This window comes from Leptotrichia wadei, assembly GCF_007990445.1.
GTDB lineage: Bacteria > Fusobacteriota > Fusobacteriia > Fusobacteriales > Leptotrichiaceae > Leptotrichia > Leptotrichia wadei_A.
The window spans coordinates 2,061,694-2,081,424 of sequence record NZ_AP019841.1; the positions used below are offsets into that span (position 1 = coordinate 2,061,694).

A 19,731-nucleotide genomic window follows, 5' to 3' on the forward strand; every position below is an offset into this window, starting at 1 on the left:
TCCTCCTATTTTTTTAGTGTATCTAATTTTTTCTTCTTGAATATCTTTTTCAGAATATCTCCGAATGTATCAGCTTTTGTTGAAAAATCAACTCCAAAGTAATAGTTTATCCTTGAACCGTTACCCATGCTTGCGCTAGAACTGGATCTTTTAAAACTTTCTCCTCCAGCTCTCAAGTCTAGTCCATTTGAAACACTGTAACTTAGCCATGCATTATATCCAATTGGATTTTTTTCATCACTTTTAGAAGTCTGATATGGAAATTTAAATGCGGCATTCCAAAATAGCTTATCCTTGTATAAATTATCCTGTAATGTAAGCGTAGTTGCGGCACTATATTCTCCTGTCTTATTAGAACGGTCAACATTTGTAGAAACAGCAAACTTGGACATTCCCAATGCATCCTTGATCTTTCCAGTCACTGATGAAAGAAAAAGCTCGTTTAATGCAGTATTAACCAAAGATCCTGCCACTACCAGCCCATCTACTGAATTATCTCCATTTTCACCAGGTTTTCCACTATTTCCAACTAAAGTATTAAGTGCAAGCATTGATATTATTTCCTCTCTTGTTTTTCCAGAAGAAGATGAAAATCTTATTTCAGGATTGCTTACATTTCCACTTACATTTATCTCTATTCTGTCGCCATCTACTTTTGTACTGGCATCAAAAACTACAAATGGATCTGATACAGAAGCTGTAACACCGTTAATTGACGGTACAAATCTTATTTCTGCCCCATCAATCTTAAAATCATTTCCATTTACTGAAAATGACCCTTTTGTAATTCCATACTCTCCATCTATCCCAATTTGACCATCATCATAAGTAATTTCAGATGAACCTTTTACTGTACCCTTTATATTTTTTACAAGACTTACATTTGGAATATTAATTTTTACATTATTTCCAGCTTGTACACCTATATTAATCGTATACTGCTTCATTATTTTGTCAATTACCTCTTCTACAATTCCTTCTACAATTGACTTGTCTTGCTCCTTCTTAGCCTTTTGCGATTCCGTTGTATTAGCTTTTGATGAATTAAAATCTGGAATTTCACGTATTTGAGCATTATTTACCACAAGATCTCCAAATAATCTATTTTCTGTAAATATTGCATTTCCGCTAAGTGCAAAATCTATTCCAGTTCCATAATGAAGTCCAACATTATTAAGATCCGCATTTAATTCAAATTTTCCAAGTTCTAATCGTTTAGTTTTCATAAAATCTGCAGGAATTGTCGGAACATCCAGATCTCCAGTCACTTTAAAAGTTCCTCCGTTATATCCTCCATCCAAACGGTTTACTATAAGTTTACTATTTTTCAGATCGATATTGGCATTTACATTATCTACAAGCGTCAACTGGTCTTTTGTCTTATAATTAAAATTATTAAGCAGAATATGACCTGTTGTAGCCTCATTAGAGAAAATCGCATCTACATTCGCAATTCCTCCTGCCTGCGCTATATTTTTATCAATTCCCAGAAAATCCAGGTTAAAATCCTTGGCAAGCATAGAAACATTATATTTTACTGGTGTAAATTGAACATATCCATTTAAAAGAAGTGGATTATTTTCATATTCCAGATAAAACTGCCCAATATTCAAAGACTTCTCATTAGCCTGCAAATCAATATCCACATTTTTCACTGGAAATCCGCTAAGTTTAATCGAATCCGCCTTTATTTTAACTCCAGATATAAATTTATCAAAACTTCCACGATACATAAATCCAAAGTCTATATCTCCACTGTATCCCTTGTCCTTCAGATCCTGTATTGAATCAAGCGAAAATTTCTGTTTTTCCAGCTGATAATCTATATTTACATTTGCCAAGTCAAATTTAGTCTGCGTTTCAAACAAAGTTTCCTGATTATCTCCAATAAATCTTAATTTTTGCAAATCAAATGTCCCATATTTAAACAGTTTGTCAATATTTCCGTTAGAATATTTAATATCTGCAACAATATGCGGTATCTTGTAAGTCTTAAAGCTCATATTTCCAAAAGCTATTTGTCCTTCAAGATTAAAATTATTTAGATCTCCTTTAAGATTAAGATTTGATTTTGTTCCGAAAGTTAAATCCTTCATTTCTAAAAGTTTTGGAATATCCGGCTCATTTAAAGCAAGTCCAATATCTGAAATTCCTGTAGCCAAATTATAAGTTCCGCTTAATCTATTATCACGCAAAGTTACATCATCAAATCTCATAATTCCATCTTTTATGCTGATATGTGCATTTGTATCCCCTACATAAGTTGATTTTATTGTTGTAGGTGCAGATGGTATTGTTATATTTCCAGAAAGTTTATTCACTGTTCCTTTTAAGTTTGCATCCAAATTCTTAACTTTTAAATTGACTTTATATGGAGAAGTGTCATAAAGCATATAATCCTTTAACCCTGCATTTATATTCATATTGCCGGTTTTAAGATTGTAATTACCGCTTGCATTCAGATTCTCATTTTTAATGCTTAAAATATTCACAACATTGTCCTTTAATTCAAGATTAGCCGTTACATCCTTTAAACGTTGATAATTAAGCCATAATTCATCCATTTTTGCATTGGCTGTCAAATCCAGCTTTGATAAATTATTAATTTTACCATTGGCATGTAATTTCTCGTATTCCACTACGTATTCTCCATAAGGACTATAAAGTTCATAATTTCCAGAAAGTTTATCTGCCGTTCCTGTCAAATTGGCATTTAATGTTCCAATTTTTACATTCATTTTAGATGGCAAATTATTATCAGTAAACATGTAATTTTTTAATCTTGCATTTATATCCATTTTACCAGATTTAATGTCATATCTACCACTTGCATTCAAATTTTCACTTCTTATACTTGCAATATTAACAACATTATCTTTTATTTCAAGATTTCCTGTTACATTTCTCAAACGCTGATTTTCAAATTGTAATTCACTTGCTTTTGCATTAACTGTCATATCCAAATTTGCCAAGTCATTAATTTTACCGTTAGCATGCAAATTTTTATACTTTCCCATATATTCGCCATAAGGGCTATGGATTTCATAAGTTCCAGAAAACTTATTATTTACACCATGAACCCTGGCTTCTGCAGTTGCAGGCAATTTTGCCTTGTCAAGCCCGTTAAAGTTATATCCATTAGCCCTTAATAACTTTGCAATATCAACTTCTTTTGGCAGATTAAGGGAGTATGAATGTTTCATATCGGAAGTTGTTGTCCCGTTTATATTCAATACTCCTCCGCCATTCATTCCTGCTGTCCCGCTTATTCTGTAATTTCCATTACGAATTCTTACCTTGACCTTTATAGCTTTTATAAAAGGAACTGACAGATCCTTTACTCTTGCCTTAATTATTCCAGAACGAAGTACATTTTTACTGTTAAACTTCGCAACTAAATTGTCAACATCAGGACTAATTTTATAAGATTTTCCACCATAATTTACATTGAAGTATCCTCTGCTTCTTGTATTAACTACAACTGTCTGAGTTTTTGGATTTACTGTATAATTTCCTCTCAGGACATTAGATCTTACTGTACCTGTTATAATATTTTTGGGAGAAATTTTTGCACTTCCTGTGATCTTTTTGATGTCAAAATCAGACCCAAGATTATTTAATACATAATCTCCTGACCCAGTTTTCTTTTTCAGGTCATACACAAATTTTCCAATTTTAACATCCTCATTTACTTTGAACCCTGAAAACTCTTGATTAAATATAAATGATGTATCACTTAAAGTCAGCTTTTCATTTGTAATTTTCATATTAGTCTTTACATTTTGAAAATCAGAGTTTGAAATTCTTATATTATCTGAAGAAAACTTACCGTCAAGCGTTCCCTTTTTACTCTTTGTATCGATATTTAATTCAAGATTTCCTGAAACTGCACCTTCAGCTTCAATTTTTGCATCTTTAATTATTTTGTAACGTGCAACTTGATCAAATGGAAGTTTATCTGCAACTAATTTCAAATTCATTTTTTGAGTCTGTATGAAATATGCCATTGTCAAAGTTACTGGACTTTCACTCAATTTAGTATTTGCATTAACTGTAATTTTGTCCTTTTTCATATCAACTACAGCATTAACGCCTTCAATATCACCGTCAAAATCAACATAAGACAACTTTCCATTTTTAATTTTCAGGCTTCCTAGAGCATGTATTTTCTTTTCAATTTTATTCTGCTCCATTTTCAATGCACCTGTAAGTATTCCGCCTTTTGCCTTTATCATATCAACCTGTGCATATTGTCCCAGCTCCTCAGTTATTCTGACATTCTCAAAACCAAAATTAAGACGTGCATCCTTCCTTCTTATATCACTATTTTTTATTTTATCAAACATTGAGTAAATCGATTGCTTAGACTTTATCAATTGCTTCAATTCAACCTTTAGAATTTCAGTCGTTCCATCTTTATTCTTATTTCCAGAACCTTTCGCAAAAAGTGAAAAACCACGTGATTTTGCTACTTCTAGCCTTCCACTTACTTTTTTCAATGTTTTTCTTATTTTCTTGCTATAAGTTGTATCTGTAAAATTTAAAATTGAGTTATGAATATGCATTTTCCCAATTCTGCTTGTCGTGTCAAATGTCTTAGGTTTCTTTGGATCTTTTTTTATTACGTGAAAAATATTAAAATCTTCATTTTTTCTACGTTCCAAATTTACAGTTCCATTATACACATCAATTCTATTAAGCCTAGTCGGCATAAGAAGACTAATTCCAGCCGTAGTCTTTTTAGCATCAATAACTACATTTCCTGCAAGATCTTTAACTTTTAAGTTGTCAATCTGAATTTTATTAAATCCAATCAACTTGACATTCCTAAATTCCACATTCAGTCCGCTGCTCTTCAAAATCGAAGTCAGCACGCCCCTAAAGTTTTTAGTTGAAATATAAAACTTTAGTGCAAATAAAGACATTAGAAGAAAAATAAATACAATCAAAGATCTCTTTATGTATTTCATCTCACGTTTTTTACCTCCTCTTCTCTTTATTTTTTGAAAAGGATAATTATTTTCATTGTCCTAATTTCCATTTACGTTTTCTTTATTTTTTTCTTATGTTCAAATTTTATGTTCAAAGGAAAACATCTTTTTTATTTTAGCATAAATTTGCATAAAAATCTATTATTATATACGATTTTGACAGAGTAAAAAATATAGGGGCAGCCAAAATAACATAATAAAAATTTTGGGCTGTCTTTTTTAAATCATTCTGCTTTGTGATATTTCCTTCAGAACTTCCCTTATCAGACTTTCTCCTCCTCTTAAATATGGAATATTTGTCCCTTTTCCTGCTTCGCTAATAATATCTGGCAAACAACTTGTTTCTATTACTTTTTCCATTGAGCCCACTCTTGTCCCATTAAAATACAGTTTGTGAGCCTTGTCCCTGTCCTTGCCGTAGTTTGCAAAGAAAGTGTGGTATATTGCTCTTCTCTTTATCTTTTTTCTTGAAAAGGCTTTTGGTCTGCTTGAAAGGAATCTTGAGCATTCATGGGATACAAGAGGTTCTGTCCTTGACCCTATGTAATCTTTTTCTGTATAGATTCTTCTTATCTTTTCATACTGGTTAAGCAGCATCTTCATTTGATCTTTTCTTCTCTGGCTTATATTTTCTTTTTCCTTAAAAGTTTCATAAAAGTTTTCAAGTTCTGTAAAATTATCTTTCTCAAGCCATTTGTAAAGGTTTTTTGATATTTCCTTATCCCTTTTGGAAATCTCGCCTATGGCTTTTACCAGATGAAACTTGTCATAAATATGTACCGGCTTGTAAATTCTAAGCTCTCCTACGAAGCTGTCTATCCATTTTCCGCCATCAGAGTTCACAATCAGTTTTTTCTTATCCATACTGTATCTTTTTTCAAGATAGTTAAGCACATACTCCGACACTTCCTCAAGCGATACAGATGTAGGGAACATTACTGTATGCTTGTCAATGAGCTTGTTCCTGTCCTTGCAGACTTTCTCAATTCCACGATGTATAGCAACCATCCTCATATATGTATTTCTGCTTCTTCTGCATTTCATATGGTCTTCATCAATTTCCATATACACTGGCGAATCATCATCCTTTTCAAACCTTCCAATATCAAGTTTTGGCATTTCAAAAGAATTGACAAGATTATACACGGTAGCTTTTGAAACAGCATAAGTCTTTGCAACAAATGAAGCTGCAGTATGCTGATATTCAAAAAGTATGGTAAAAATCAGCTCCTCAGAAAGCCGTCTGTACCGTTTAAGTCCAATTTTTTCATCAATGTAGTAGTAAACGCCTGTTTTCTTATCTACATATTTTCGACGTTCAAAAGTTACATATCCAAAAGCAGTAGTGACAGTTCTTTTGACAAACCCTTTACTTTTAAATCTATTCTTTCTTTCATTGGAATAAAAAAAGTTGTCATCAACTTTTTTAACATAAACTCTAAACAGTATTTCAAAAGCCTTTATGATAAATAGTTTAAATTGTTGCTCAAACGAAAGTTTGAAGGAAAAAATATTTTTAAAAAAAGTCTTTACAATTGAATAAAAATCTGATATTCTAATCATAGAGGAAACCACCTTTCAATAGGATTGAGGGATTATATTGTAACTGGTTTCCTCTTTTTTGTTAATTAAAAATTTGATTAAATTTATTTGCCCCTATATTTTTTACTCTGTCATACGATTTTTTCACTTAGAAAAAACTAAACTTGCCAATATAGCCTATTTTTCTAACTCAATTATAAAAAAAAATAAATATTAAATATATTTGCTATTTTAAGAAAAAACTTTTATTTCCAAAATAAATCTATTGACTTTTTATATAACACATGTTATATTATCTATACTTAAAATTTTAAAAGTAAAAATTATAAAAACAAAATAATAACATTTATAGATTATTTATAAAAAAATGAGAAAAAATTGAAATTTAGAAATGTATATTATTTAAATTTTATAAATAACTATAAAATAAAGATAAGGAGAAAATTATGAAATTAAAAATAGCCATTTTATCAGTTTTAACTGCAATTTTTGCAAATGCAGCAAGTATTGACTATTTGTCAAATAATTCAGCCTCATACTTTCAAAACCCATCTCAAACAGGAAAAATTTCTGTAGAAGGCGCCTTTTATAATCCAGCAGGAACCGCTTTTTTAGATGATGGAACTTACATTAATGCAAATTTACAAAATTCAATGATTGATGAATCAATGACATTAAATGGAAAAAAATTAAAATCACATAGATATGCAGGAGCACCTTCATTTAACCTTTTATACAAAAAGAATAATTACTCACTTTTTGGGAATCTAAGCGTTATCGCAGGTGGAGCTACTCTTCGTTATAACGATGGAGTTGCTGGAATTGAACTGGCTGGAGAAACTTTTAACAATATTACAGGAGGAAGGCTTGGAGCAAAAGTTACAAAAAACCGTTTTACAGGACAAAACCGTTACTATCAGCTAATGCTTGGAAGTGCCTATAAATTCAATGATACCTTCTCAATGTCAGGTGGTCTTAAATACGTTTATGCCCACAGAAAATTAGATGGAGAAGCTCAATATGATTATAATCCGCTTGTGGGAGCAGCTATTGGTCTTAATAAAAATTATTTATCAATGAATTCAAAACGTAATGCCGAAGGAATTGGAGGAATTATTGGATTTGACTATAAACCTACTGATACTTTGAATTTTGCAGTAAAATATGAAACACCTGTAAAATTAAAATTTAAGTCAAAAGCTCAGGAAAATAATAAAATGCTGCTTGCAGGACGACCTTTGGGAATTTCATTCTTTTATCCGGAATATGCAGATGGAGTTAATTTAAGACGTGATTTGCCAGGAGTTTTGGCATTAGGAGTTTCAAAAGATGTAAACAAATGGACTTTTTCTGGCGGATACACACATTACTTCAACAAAGCTGCAAAAATAGACAGATTTAAATATAATGACGGATATGAAGTAAATTTTGGAGCAGATTACAGAATTAATGACAAATTTACTTGGCATGCTGGATTCAACTATGCAGATACTGGAGCCAAAAAAGAATCATTCTCTGACGTGGAATATGCAATAAATTCACAAATTTATGCAACTGGACTTACCTACAAGCCAACAGAATCTTCAGAATGGAAATTTGGACTAGCACACGTAAATTTCAATTCTGCCAACGGAAAACGTGAAAAAACTTCACTTCCAGGAATTACTATTGATAAATCAAAAGTAAAATATGATAAAAATGTAAATGTATTCACAGTTGGATATACACATAAATTTTAGAATTTAAACTTCTCTAATTTTTATGATAATAATCGCAAAAATCATAATCTATTATAAAATAAAAATTAGTCATTAGACTTGTTCAATTTAGAATTTAACAAAATAAATATTCTAAAGCAAGGGATCTTGACCTTTTGTTAAGTAAAAAAAATTAAGTTATTGAACAGATCTTTTTGGCTATTTTTTATTTTTACTTTAAATTATTTTCACAAATTCAGATAAATTATAAACTACTAAATCTCATTTAAAAAACAAAAATTATATTTTAGATTGCTTGCTATTTTTAACTTTTGCCAAAAATTCATAATTAATTCGCTATTTAAATGTGAATAAAAAAGAAAAAGTAAAAAAATAAATAGAAAAAACTTCTAATTTATGTTACACTTTAAAAGTAAAAAATTTTAACAATATCTAGCAAGAAGTCTCCCTCTTCTACAAGAGGGAGATGAATTGCTGAACATAACTTGAAATAATAATTATTATATGGTATAATACTCGTACATCAGGGCAGGGACTGCCCAAAGAGCTTGGTAAATATATTTGGCTAACAGAAGCAGATACTTCCCAAGAAGCTCACACTTCTAAAGTGGGAGTAGTTCACTAAAAAAGAGGGAGAAACATGGAAAAAAGAACTGAAAAATTATCAAGAATTTTAAATGAACTGAATATTGACGGATTATTTATTACAGATTTGTATAATATTCGATATTTTACTGGATTTACAGGGACTACTGGAGTTGCTCTTGCGACAAAAAATGGAAACTTTTTCTTTTCAGATTTTAGATATAAAGCACAAGCCACTAAGCAAGTTACTGAAATGGGATTTGAATTTGTGGAAGTTTCTCGTGGTTCGCTTCAGACAGTTGGAGAATATATAAAGAAATTTGGACTGAAAAATGTCGGATTTGAAGATATTAACGTTTCATTCTCGCTTTATCAGACAATTAAAGATATTTTCAAAGTGGAATTAGTTCCTGTTGGAAATAAACTTGTGATGGAAAGAATGGTAAAATCTGATGAAGAAATTGCTCTTATTAAAAAAGCAGTAGAAATTAGTGATGTGGCATTTTCAGAAGCCTTAAAAATTATAAAGGAAGGTGTTTCTGAAAAGGAAGTTTCTTCATATATGGAATATATTCAAAGAAAATTAGGAGCAGATGACCGTTCATTTACAACAATTTTTGCCAGCGGTTACCGTTCAGCTATGCCCCATGGAGTTGCTTCTGACAAAAAAATTCAAAAGGAAGAATTTATTACAATGGATTTTGGAGCATATTATGAAGGATATGTGTCAGATATAACAAGAACTGTTTATTATGGAAATAATATTACAGATAGACACAAGGAAATTTACAATACTGTTCTAGAAGCTCAATTACTGGGAATAGAAACAATAAAAGAGGGTGTAATGTCAGATGAAGTTGATAAAGTTGTTAGAAATTTCTTTAATGAAAAAGGATATGGCAAATATTTTGGACACGGATTAGGACATGGAATTGGTGCTGAAATTCACGAATTGCCTTACTTATCTTCTGCTTCTCAAATTGAATTAAAGGAAAATATGGTCGTTACTTCTGAACCTGGGCTTTATTTTGACGGATGGGGCGGAGTCAGAATTGAAGATGATGTAGTAGTTAAAAAAGATGGAAGAGAAGTATTAAATAAGAGCAACAAGGAACTAATTATCCTATCTTAATTTCTAATATCAAATCTCAAAAATAATATTTTTTTAAAACAAGGGGTCTTAACCCCTTGCTAAATAATATTTGTAGCTATAATTTAAATTGAAATACTAGAACTAATTAATCTCTTTTCGGATGATTTTTAATTAATTAACTAAAATTCAAAATCCATAACAAATCTTTATATTACAATCTTTTTTCCAAAATAAAAATTGAAATAAAAACCAGTACAAATCCAATTAATTCAACGAAAGAAAATCTCAATCCAAAAATAACTACTGACAAGACTGCAGCAAGTACGGGCTCAAAAGCTGTTAAAATTCCCGCAAGAGAAGAAGAAATGTAGTTTAAACTGGCAATGTAAATTAAATATGCAATAGATGTTCCTAAAATTACAACAATTGCTACTTGAATGATAGATTTTAAATTTACATCCCCTTGTATTTTCCAGATTGGATGAACAATATTTGAAATTATGCTTCCCACAATCATTCCCCATCCAACTACCGTTATACTTCCATATTTTTTCAAAAGCCTTTTTGGATAAATTGAATAAAAAGCAATCATAATCGCTGAAATGAGTCCAAGCAATAATGCTTCTGGCGAAACAGACAAACTCGAGATCTTTCCCTTTGTCGCTATAAACACAACTCCTAAAACTGTCATAGAAAGTAAAAGCAATGTTGAAATCGCTGGAATTTTCCTATTTTTTATAGATTCGTAAATAAATATAAAAAATGGCGCTGTAAACTGTAAAATTGTTGAAAATGAAACATTGCTCAATTCAATTGTCTTAAAATACGTATATTGAACTAAATACATTCCTGCAGTTCCAAATAAAATTATTCCAATAAAATCCTTTTTATTTTTTAATGGCTTTAAAATAGATTTTTTCTCAATAAAAATGACCACCATAAAAAGCAATATCCCAGAAATTAATGTCCTTATTGACACTAGCCAATCTGATGAAAAATTATATTTTTTAAATAAAATTTCTCCAGAAATTCCCGATATGGACCATAGGCTTGAAGCTAATCCTGCTAGTAACATTCCTTGCAATTTCATTTTTTCTTTCATAGCAATCACCCTTCAAAATTTTTTTATACAAAAAAAATGCCTTTCCAAATAACTTGTAAAAGCATCTTTTTTATATTAAACATGTTTACTATCTTAAAGATTTAATTACTTCAAAGTTACTAATAATTTGTTGTTCTTTAGCAATTTCTTTGTCTAATTGATTTCTTAAGTTTTTATATTCAGCTGCTTTAGCTTTGAATTCTTTTCCGAAGATGCTTGTATCTTCATTTGCTTCAATTTCAGCAAGTCTTTCGTCAATTTTAGCTTGCATTGCTGTATAGTTTTCTAATCTTTGAGACGCTGCATTTGCTTGAGCTTCTTGTTCTCTGTATTTTGCATCTTCCATTTGTTGTAATTTGTTTAATTGATTTTCTAAGTTATTTAAGCTGTTTTCGATTGATGATCCACCTGCTGCTGGTTTTGGAGCTGCAAATGAAACACTGCTTAATACTAATACTCCTAATAATACTGCTAATTTCTTTTTCATATTTTACCTACGGGATTAAGTATAAATTATTTGAATTTAACTTTTACTCCTCGTATCTCCTTTCACTTTTTAATTTTGTTGATTTCCTTTTAAAGTTTCAATAGCTGCAAAATTTTCAACTGTTGTATTTAAAGATTTGATTTCTGTATCCAATGCTTTAACTACAGCTTCATATTGTTTTGCTAATTCAGCATATTGAGCTTTAAATGCTTTTGATTCTGATGCTGCTTTAATTTTTTCGATTCTTTCTTCAATTTGAGCTTTTTGAGCTTGTTTTTCAGCTAATTTAGCTGCTGCTGCATCAGCATTTGCTTTTAATTTGTTGTACTCTTGGTTTTCCATGTTTACCAATCTTTCATATTCTGCTTCCAATTGGTTAAATCTACCAGTTACAGTTTGAGCAGCTACTGTTTTTGTAGTTTTAGCTTTTGTAGTTTTTACAGTTTTTGCAGAATTAGCTGAGAATGATAAAGCACTTAAAAGTACAAATAAAATTCCAACTTTTTTCATTTTTTTTCCTCCTAATAAGTTATAAGTTTTAATTATCTCTTATATTATATATCATTTAACAATAATTGTCAATTTTTTATATAAATTAATAAAAAATTATATTAAAATATATTGAAAAGAGAACTTCCTGGGAAGTATATAATTTTAAAAATCACATATATTTACCAGGCTCTTCGGTCTGTCTCCACCCTGAAAATTTATAATAGCATAACTTTTATAATTTAAATATTAATCTATTATTTTAATCTAATGTTATAGAATGCTTTTTTACCTTCGTAAATAGCTTCATCTGCCAAATCATCTTCAATTCTTAATAATTGGTTATATTTAGCCATTCTATCTGTTCTTGAAGCAGATCCTGTTTTAATTTGTCCTGCATTTGTAGCAACTGCGATATCAGCAATTGTATCATCTTCAGTTTCTCCTGATCTGTGAGATACTACTGCAGTGTATCCTGCTTTTTTAGCCATTTCGATAGCGTCTAATGTTTCAGTTAAAGTACCAATTTGGTTAACTTTGATTAAGATTGAGTTTGCAATTCCTCTTTCAATTCCTTCAGCTAATCTCTTAGTGTTAGTAACGAATAAATCGTCTCCTACTAATTGTACTTTATCTCCAATAGCATCAGTTAATTTTTTGAATCCGTCCCAGTCATCTTCAGCTAATCCATCTTCGATTGATACGATTGGATATTTAGAAGTTAATCCTTTATACCATTCGATCATTTCATCAGAATTTCTTACAACTCCACCTTCTCTTTTGAATGTATAAGTGTAAGATCCATCTTCATTTTTAGTTGCAAATTCAGATGAAGCGGCATCCATTGCGAATGTAACATCTTCTCCTAATTTGTATCCAGCAGCTTCAACAGCTTGAGAAATTACATCTAAAGCTCCTTCAGTACCGTTAATGTTAGATGGTGCATATCCACCTTCGTTTCCTACGTTAGTAGAATCTCCATTTGCTTTTAAGATTTTTCCTAAGTGGTGGAAAATTTCAGATCCCATTCTTAAAGCTTCTTTGTAAGTTTTAGCTCCTACTGGTTGTACCATGAATTCTTGAACGTCAACAGCTGAATCTGCGTGAGATCCTCCATTTAAGATGTTCATCATAGGTACTGGTAATTCTTTAGCATTTACTCCACCTAAGTATCTGTATAAAGGTATACCTAATTGATTAGCTGCTGCTTTAGCTACTGCCAATGAAACACCTAAAATAGCGTTTGCTCCTAATTTACCTTTGTTTGGAGTTCCATCTAATTCGATCATAGCTTTATCAATTGCAACTTGATCTAATGCGTCAAATCCGATTAAGTGTTCAGCAATAATTTTGTTTACATTTTCTACTGCTTTTAAAACACCTTGTCCTAAATATCTAGATTTGTCTCCATCTCTTAATTCAACTGCTTCGTGCACTCCAGTAGATGCTCCTGATGGTACAGATGCTCTTCCCATTGCTCCACCTTCTAAGTAAACTTCAACTTCCACAGTTGGGTTTCCTCTTGAATCAAGTATCTCTCTTGCATAGATATCTTCAATTCTAGTCATTTCTAATTACCTCCATAAATTTATTTATTAATAACATTTCTCAACTCTAATTATATCACAATGTGTGCCGATTTTCAAAATAAAATTTCAATTTTTTGAAAAAAATTTAATAAATTTTATTAAATTTAGATAAATAAAAATATTTTCTCACATTCAATCTTCATAATTATAATTCGTTAAAATATTTGTCTAAATAATCCACATTTTTCACAGTTACTTTCTTTATTTCTTTAGAAATATAGGTATTTCCCGCTTTCTGCTTACTTTGTTCACATAATTTTTTATTTGCAATTTCTTCATCAATCATAAAAAATAAAAAAGAATTAACAAATTATATCATTTTTTTAATTGAATAAAAATAAGAAAAAACAATTACTTTATAAAATCTTGAAAATATGATAAAATTACTAAAAAAAGGAGGAAAATCATGAAATCAAAAAAAATAAAAGCAATTATTTTACTCGGAGCATTATCAGCTTCCTTGACATCTTTTGGATTTTTTAAAAAATCGCCAAAAGCAAAAAATGAAAATGTGAAAAAAGTTGTTAAAAAAGCAGATAACTTAAATCAAAATAAAAATATAACTAAAAATATTAATATCAACGAAGATAAAAATAAAAACTCTCAAAATTTAAGTGAAAGACCAAAATTATCGATTTCAAAAGAAGAACTTAACCGTGTGGCTAAAAGAATTTTTCAAAATGAAGCTGCTGGGAAAAAGAATGACTTGGTTGTTTGGAATAGCGGAGAGAATTTTCCGTCACTTGGAATAGGACATTTTATTTGGTATAAAAAGAATGAAAAAGGTAAATTTGAAGAAAGTTTTCCGCCACTTGTGGAATTTTATAAATCTAAAAATATTGAATTGCCAAAAATTATTAAAGATAACAAATTTGCACCTTGGAAAAGCCGAGAAGAATTTTTGAAATTAAAACAAAATAATAATCCAGAAATTACCGAACTGATTAATTTTCTTTACAGCACGCAGGATACGCAAATTGAATTTATTTTCAACCGTCTGGAAGATTCGCTGGAAAAAATGTTAAAAGTTGCAAAAAATAAAGAAAATGTCAAAAAGCAATTTTACCGTGTTGCAAACTCGCCAAATGGCTTATATCCATTAATTGACTATGTAAATTTCAAAGGTGAGGGAATTTCGCCATCAGAAACTTACAATGGACAAGGATGGGGACTTCTGCAAGTTTTGGAAAATATGAAAGGTTCTCAAACTGGAAGAGCTGCACTTGAAGAATTTAGTCAGTCGGCAAAATCTGTGCTTGAAAGAAGAGTGAAAAATTCTGGTGCTAAAAATGAGCAAAGATGGCTTAGAGGCTGGTTAAACCGTTGTGAAACCTACAACAATTAATTTTATTTTTTATTTTTAAAATTTATGATTTTAAAACGAAAAATTTAATTTATGAAATCTAATTTATGAAAAATAACGAAAAGTAAAAATAAAATCAAAAGGAGAAGAAATGAAAAAAGTATTATTTGTCTGCCTTGGAAATATATGCCGTTCTCCAATGGCTGAGGCTGTCTTTAAAAAAATGGTTGCAGATGAGAATTTGCAAGATAAAATTATAATTGACTCTGCGGCAACAAGTTCTTGGGAACACGGAAATCCTGTTCATCACGGAACTCGTGAAAGATTGAAAAAAGAAGGAATTTCTACTGCTGGAATGTACTCTCGGACTCTCGAAGATTCGGATTTGGAGTTTGACTACATCATTGGAATGGATGAAAATAATATAAAAGATATTAATTCATTTATAAATGGAAGAAAAGCAGGAGAAGTTAAAAGACTTTTGGAATATGCGAATGAAAGCCGTGATATTGCCGATCCTTGGTTTACAGGAGATTTTGAGCAGACATTTGCTGATGTCACAAAAGGCTGTCAGGCTTTGATGAAAAAATTGAAAGAAGAAATTTAATTATTTTATGGCAAGGGGTAAAAACCCCTTGTTAATTTAGAATTTATGATAAAAACTTTTTTTTTAATAGTATTAATTTTATTAATCTATTATTTTATTTTTCATTCATATATTTATAAAATTCATAAGTATCAGTAAAATCCCATTTTCCAGTTAATTTATAAGAATAATCATGTGCATAAACTTGGTTTTTTCCAGCATAAAATTCATTCTTAGGCATTTTCCCAAAATTATAATTGCTTTTTATGTGATGATAATGTTTATTTAAAAACTTATTATATTTATCATAATCTTTAAAATTATTAGTTTCAATTTTGTTGCTTTGAGTAAAATAAAAAAGTTTTGGAATATCAATCACTTTTTTCTTATTTACTTCAATATCTTCCCTATCTTCATTCACAAGCGTATATTTAGCGCTCGGACATGCTTCAATTTTCCCACCGGCAAGTACAACTTTATTTGCATTTCCACAAAGTTCAAGTGTCGCTCCTTCATAGACAACTATTGTGCTGTCAGGTATATTTCCAGTAAGTTTTAGTGTCCCTTCCAAAACCTGAGTTTCTCCGCCATAAAGCAAATCCCCAGTTATAGTCAGTTTATGTTTCCCGGCTTTTCTAAGTCCTGGCACATATTTACTAGTTTCCTTGTAAAAGTTTTCTTCACTTGACAAATAATTTTGTATTGTCACTTTTCCTGTTATACTGTTGTCATCCTTATCCAAAGCCATAATATAAGTTGATGTTCCGCTTGGCTTGTCACTTAATCCACTGTCTATATCATTAGTCCAGATCCAGTCAGTTTCAGGTTCTGCCCAAAAATAAATGTCATTACTTTTTTTATTAAAAATTTTATCATACATCCCAGTATAGAATTTATTTTCTTCAATCAGTCCCGCATTCAAATTTGTCGGACCATTAAGCGCTTTTCTAATATTCACAATTCCCCAGCCCATCTGATTGTCAAGCCTGTCTCTTTCACGATAAGCCGTAGTCAAAAGAATTTCTTTAACCTGATGATAAGTCAGTCCCTTAAATTTATTCAAAATAATTGCCGCATATCCAGCCGTTCTAGGGGTTGCAAAACTTGTTCCAAATTCACTTGAGTCATTTACCTTACTATATATATTTCCAAGTGCTACTATTGTATTACCTCGTGCATACAATGCATCTGCTCCAACTTCATCATTCTTCTGTGACATTGTACATTTATTTGAAAAATCCGATATTTTCTTACCTCTATAGCTTTCATTCAGCAAAACAAAATTAGTTACATCTTTTTTCCCATAATTAAAGCAATTTGCAGCATCAACCATTATTCGCTGGCTTCTAAATAACTTTGCTATTTCATCACTATACAAGGGAAATTTCGCAGTTGCATCATTAAGCAGCACTTCGGCATCAGAGTTATTTTTCTTTTCTTCAGCATTTGGAAAAGCTATTATTAATAAATTTCTATCATCTGTATTTGTCGTCGCAAGTCTTGACATATAATTATTTAAAAGTGTTTCATTTATTACATTTCCAAAATACCATGCATTATCTGTCAACAAATACTGTGAATAATATGGTGTACTTGTACTATATGAAAATATTCCTTCTAGCATATTCCATTCATTTTCAGCACCGTAGTTTATCACTTGACTTGCATCAAGCCCTGTAGTTTCAAGAAAAGTTTTTGTTGCAAGTGTCGTATGATCCTCGCCTTCCTGATCTTTTAACGGATGTTTCCCTATTTTTTTCCAATTTTCAGGAAGATATGTTCTTGGCATTACACCCCCAACTTCTTCCTCCCAATTGTCGTATCCTGTCGTATTATCAGTTATAGCGTAATAAGTTTTACCTTTTTTATACTCATTCTTTTGATATTTTACTAAACTTTCTTTTACATCATAATCAGATACCTCTGTTTTTTTATCAGTATAAACCAGCTTTGCCCCAAATACATTTATATTCAAAATCATACTCGCAAGAATTATTAAAAACTTTATCTTCTTCACTTATTGCTCCTTTTTATTCTATTCCATAAATTTTCTTCGCATTTTCCGTAGTTACTCTTATAACTTCTTCCACTGAAATTTCCTTAATTCTAGCAATTTCTTCCGCCACATATTTTGTATAAATCGGCTCATTTCTTTTCCCTCTAAAAGGAACTGGTGTCAAATATGGACAATCTGTTTCTAGGACAATCTTTTCCAAAGGAAGTTCTCTCACAAGTTCTTTCGTCTTTTTATTATTCTTGAATGTCAAAGTCCCACCAATTCCGATATAATATCTATCTAAAAGTGGTTTTGCCGCCTCAAGCGATCCTGGATAACAATGCAAAATCCCACCAACATTCGGATATTCCTTCAAAACATTAATCGTATCCTGCAATGCTTCCCTCGTATGAATCACAACAGGCTTTTTCACTCTTTCAGCAAGTTCTATCTGCTTTCTAAATCCAGCAATCTGAACATCCTTCGGATCTTCCATCCAGTGATAATCCAGTCCGATTTCCCCAATCGCAACAACCTTTTTCTCAGTCAATGCCAATCTTTCGAGTTCTTTTTCTACTTCATCATTATATTTTTTTATATCCACAGGATGAACTCCAATTACCGCATAAATAAACGGATATTTATTCGCAAGAGCCACACTCGTAAGCGAAGTTTCCAAATCACACCCAATAACAACAGCACTTTCCAATTGCTCCTCAATCCGTTCCACAACTTCATCAAAATCTTCTGCAAATTGCTCGTCGTAAATGTGTGTATGTGTGTCTATTATTTTTGCCATTTCAATCCTTCCTTTGTTACAAAAAATTTTTAATTTTTATATTAAAAAATTCTAATCTTATTAATTTTCTAAAATGTTCTATTTTAAATTATTCATTATAATATTCCATTTTCCATTAATTTTTGTTGCTTCTACAGTTCCTTCTTTTTCATCAAATTCTTTTATATTTTTAATTTTATCTGAAACCGTTTTTGATACTATATCTATCAAGGTTGGCATCCATTTCTTTTGAAAATCTTCCCCTGAAACATTTGACAAATATTTTATTGATTTTCCAGTTTTTTGCTCAAATGTTTTATTTATTTTTTCTTGGTCTTCATCTCCCAAAAGAGAATTAAAATTTAATTTTGGTGCTTTTAAAACAAATTTTAAATCTGCACTTGAACTAGAATTATAATTTATCTCCTTAATACGATATTCCATATTTCTCATATATTCTTTCAAAATTTCGCCAAAAAATCTTGCTCCTAATTCATCTTTTTGTTCTGCAATCTGATTGTCAACCTCTTTTATTCCTTCAAGAGTATCTCGTTTTGTATTTTCCAAAAAAACTTTTTCAATTTCCAAATTATTCTTTTCAATTTCTGACTGTTGAATTTTTACATTTGGCTTAACTTCCACCTTATAATTCGCAGAAAATCCAAGACTTGCTGTTAGTAAAAATAACATTAACATCTTCTTCATTTACTCATACCTCATCCTCATTTATTCAAATTATTTTCCAAAATTTCAAACATAGAATCAAAAATATCAAAACCATCACTTTCTAATGTTTCTTCATCTTTATATTCCCATCCTTTTTTCTTTCTTTCCAAAATCATCTTATTTTTATTAGTCATATACTCAAACTGATTATTATCCAATATCTTTATCATTTCATTTTGATATTCAGACAAAATTATTGCATTTGCTTTCAGTCTTTCTTCATTGGACAATTTTTGAATTTTTTCATTATCCAATTTATATCCCAATTCTTTTGAAACTTTATCTTCCAGTTTTTTATTAAATTCTTCAGAGAAGATAATTTCAAAAATATTTGGAGATTTTTCAGTATAAATTACTTCCACTTTATTTTTTGAAATAAAGTTAATCTTTTCAATTTTATAAATTGTTTTTTCATAAACTTTATTATTCATCAAAACATCAGGTACATTCACTTTAAAATTTTTTTCACCTGTTTCCAAATTAGTATTTTCCGAATATTCAATACCCTTATTTTTACTTTCTATCCTATCTGAAATTTCCTTATTAAAAACTTCAACAACTTTTTCACTTTGATTTTTCATTTCCTCTTCTGATAATTTTAAACTCTTATTTTTCGTAATTTTAAAATTTTCTTTTTTTAATTCAAATGAAAAACTTAACGAAAAAACAACCAAAAATAACATCAGTATTTTTTTCATAAAAAATCTCTCCTTTTTACTTTCTAATTGTCATTTTCAAAAATATAG

14 protein-coding genes are annotated in these 19,731 nt (G+C 30.3%); 4 read left to right on the top strand and 10 right to left on the bottom strand.

All coding sequences use genetic code 11. The annotated features are described in order from the left end of the window. Positions 1 to 5 precede the first annotated feature (5 nt). Both FVE74_RS09770 and FVE74_RS09775 read right to left on the bottom strand, forming a co-directional pair. Positions 6 to 4,970 carry a translocation/assembly module TamB domain-containing protein gene (locus FVE74_RS09770; RefSeq protein WP_147004346.1) on the bottom strand — a complete coding sequence of 1,655 codons (4,965 nt, stop codon included), beginning with the start codon at positions 4,968 to 4,970 and terminating at the stop codon, positions 6 to 8. Positions 4,971 to 5,210: 240 nt separating this feature from the next. Next, complete coding sequence (locus FVE74_RS09775) at positions 5,211 to 6,554, bottom strand: ISLre2 family transposase (protein ID WP_147004347.1); 1,344 nt, start codon at positions 6,552 to 6,554, stop codon at positions 5,211 to 5,213. Positions 6,555 to 6,979: 425 nt separating this feature from the next. On the opposite strand from FVE74_RS09775, the gene FVE74_RS09780 reads away from it, so the two are divergent. Both FVE74_RS09780 and FVE74_RS09785 read left to right on the top strand, forming a co-directional pair. Further along, complete coding sequence (locus tag FVE74_RS09780) at positions 6,980 to 8,272, top strand: OmpP1/FadL family transporter (protein ID WP_147004348.1); 1,293 nt, start codon at positions 6,980 to 6,982, stop codon at positions 8,270 to 8,272. Between the two features lie 619 nt (positions 8,273 to 8,891). Further along, a complete protein-coding gene (locus FVE74_RS09785) occupies positions 8,892 to 9,968 on the top strand; it encodes a M24 family metallopeptidase (protein WP_147004349.1) in 1,077 nt (358 codons plus the stop codon). A gap of 172 nt (positions 9,969 to 10,140) precedes the next feature. On the opposite strand, the gene FVE74_RS09790 is transcribed toward FVE74_RS09785, so the two are convergent. The 4 genes from FVE74_RS09790 to eno form a co-directional block, all read right to left on the bottom strand. Beyond that, on the bottom strand, positions 10,141 to 11,031 hold the full coding sequence (locus tag FVE74_RS09790; protein ID WP_147004350.1) for a DMT family transporter: 891 nt from the start codon (positions 11,029 to 11,031) through the stop codon (positions 10,141 to 10,143). A gap of 88 nt (positions 11,032 to 11,119) precedes the next feature. Next, entirely contained in the window at positions 11,120 to 11,518 is a 399-nt protein-coding gene (locus FVE74_RS09795) for an adhesion protein FadA (RefSeq protein ID WP_010127058.1), read from the bottom strand. A 69-nt stretch (positions 11,519 to 11,587) separates the two neighbouring features. Next, a complete protein-coding gene (locus FVE74_RS09800) occupies positions 11,588 to 12,028 on the bottom strand; it encodes an adhesion protein FadA (protein WP_147004351.1) in 441 nt (146 codons plus the stop codon). A 236-nt stretch (positions 12,029 to 12,264) separates the two neighbouring features. Further along, positions 12,265 to 13,575: a phosphopyruvate hydratase gene (gene eno / locus FVE74_RS09805; RefSeq protein WP_147004352.1), complete on the bottom strand. Its 1,311-nt coding sequence runs from the start codon at positions 13,573 to 13,575 to the stop codon at positions 12,265 to 12,267. Between the two features lie 427 nt (positions 13,576 to 14,002). Here eno and FVE74_RS09810 point away from each other — a divergent pair, with 427 nt between their 5' ends. Together FVE74_RS09810 and FVE74_RS09815 are read left to right on the top strand one after the other, a co-directional pair. Then, positions 14,003 to 14,941: a hypothetical protein gene (locus tag FVE74_RS09810; protein WP_147004353.1), complete on the top strand. Its 939-nt coding sequence runs from the start codon at positions 14,003 to 14,005 to the stop codon at positions 14,939 to 14,941. Positions 14,942 to 15,050: 109 nt separating this feature from the next. After that, complete coding sequence (locus FVE74_RS09815; protein ID WP_010127051.1) at positions 15,051 to 15,506, top strand: low molecular weight protein-tyrosine-phosphatase; 456 nt, start codon at positions 15,051 to 15,053, stop codon at positions 15,504 to 15,506. Positions 15,507 to 15,600: 94 nt separating this feature from the next. On the opposite strand, the gene FVE74_RS09820 is transcribed toward FVE74_RS09815, so the two are convergent. From FVE74_RS09820 to FVE74_RS09835, 4 genes are all read right to left on the bottom strand, one after another. After that, positions 15,601 to 17,502, bottom strand: a complete 1,902-nt coding sequence (locus FVE74_RS09820) for a S8 family serine peptidase (protein WP_147004354.1) — start codon at positions 17,500 to 17,502, stop codon at positions 15,601 to 15,603. A gap of 13 nt (positions 17,503 to 17,515) precedes the next feature. Further along, positions 17,516 to 18,280 carry a TatD family hydrolase gene (locus FVE74_RS09825; protein WP_147004355.1) on the bottom strand — a complete coding sequence of 255 codons (765 nt, stop codon included), beginning with the start codon at positions 18,278 to 18,280 and terminating at the stop codon, positions 17,516 to 17,518. A gap of 78 nt (positions 18,281 to 18,358) precedes the next feature. Then, positions 18,359 to 18,964, bottom strand: a complete 606-nt coding sequence (locus tag FVE74_RS09830) for a hypothetical protein (protein ID WP_147004356.1) — start codon at positions 18,962 to 18,964, stop codon at positions 18,359 to 18,361. A 17-nt stretch (positions 18,965 to 18,981) separates the two neighbouring features. Then, on the bottom strand, positions 18,982 to 19,683 hold the full coding sequence (locus FVE74_RS09835) for a hypothetical protein (RefSeq protein ID WP_147004357.1): 702 nt from the start codon (positions 19,681 to 19,683) through the stop codon (positions 18,982 to 18,984). Between the last annotated feature and the right edge of the window lie 48 nt (positions 19,684 to 19,731).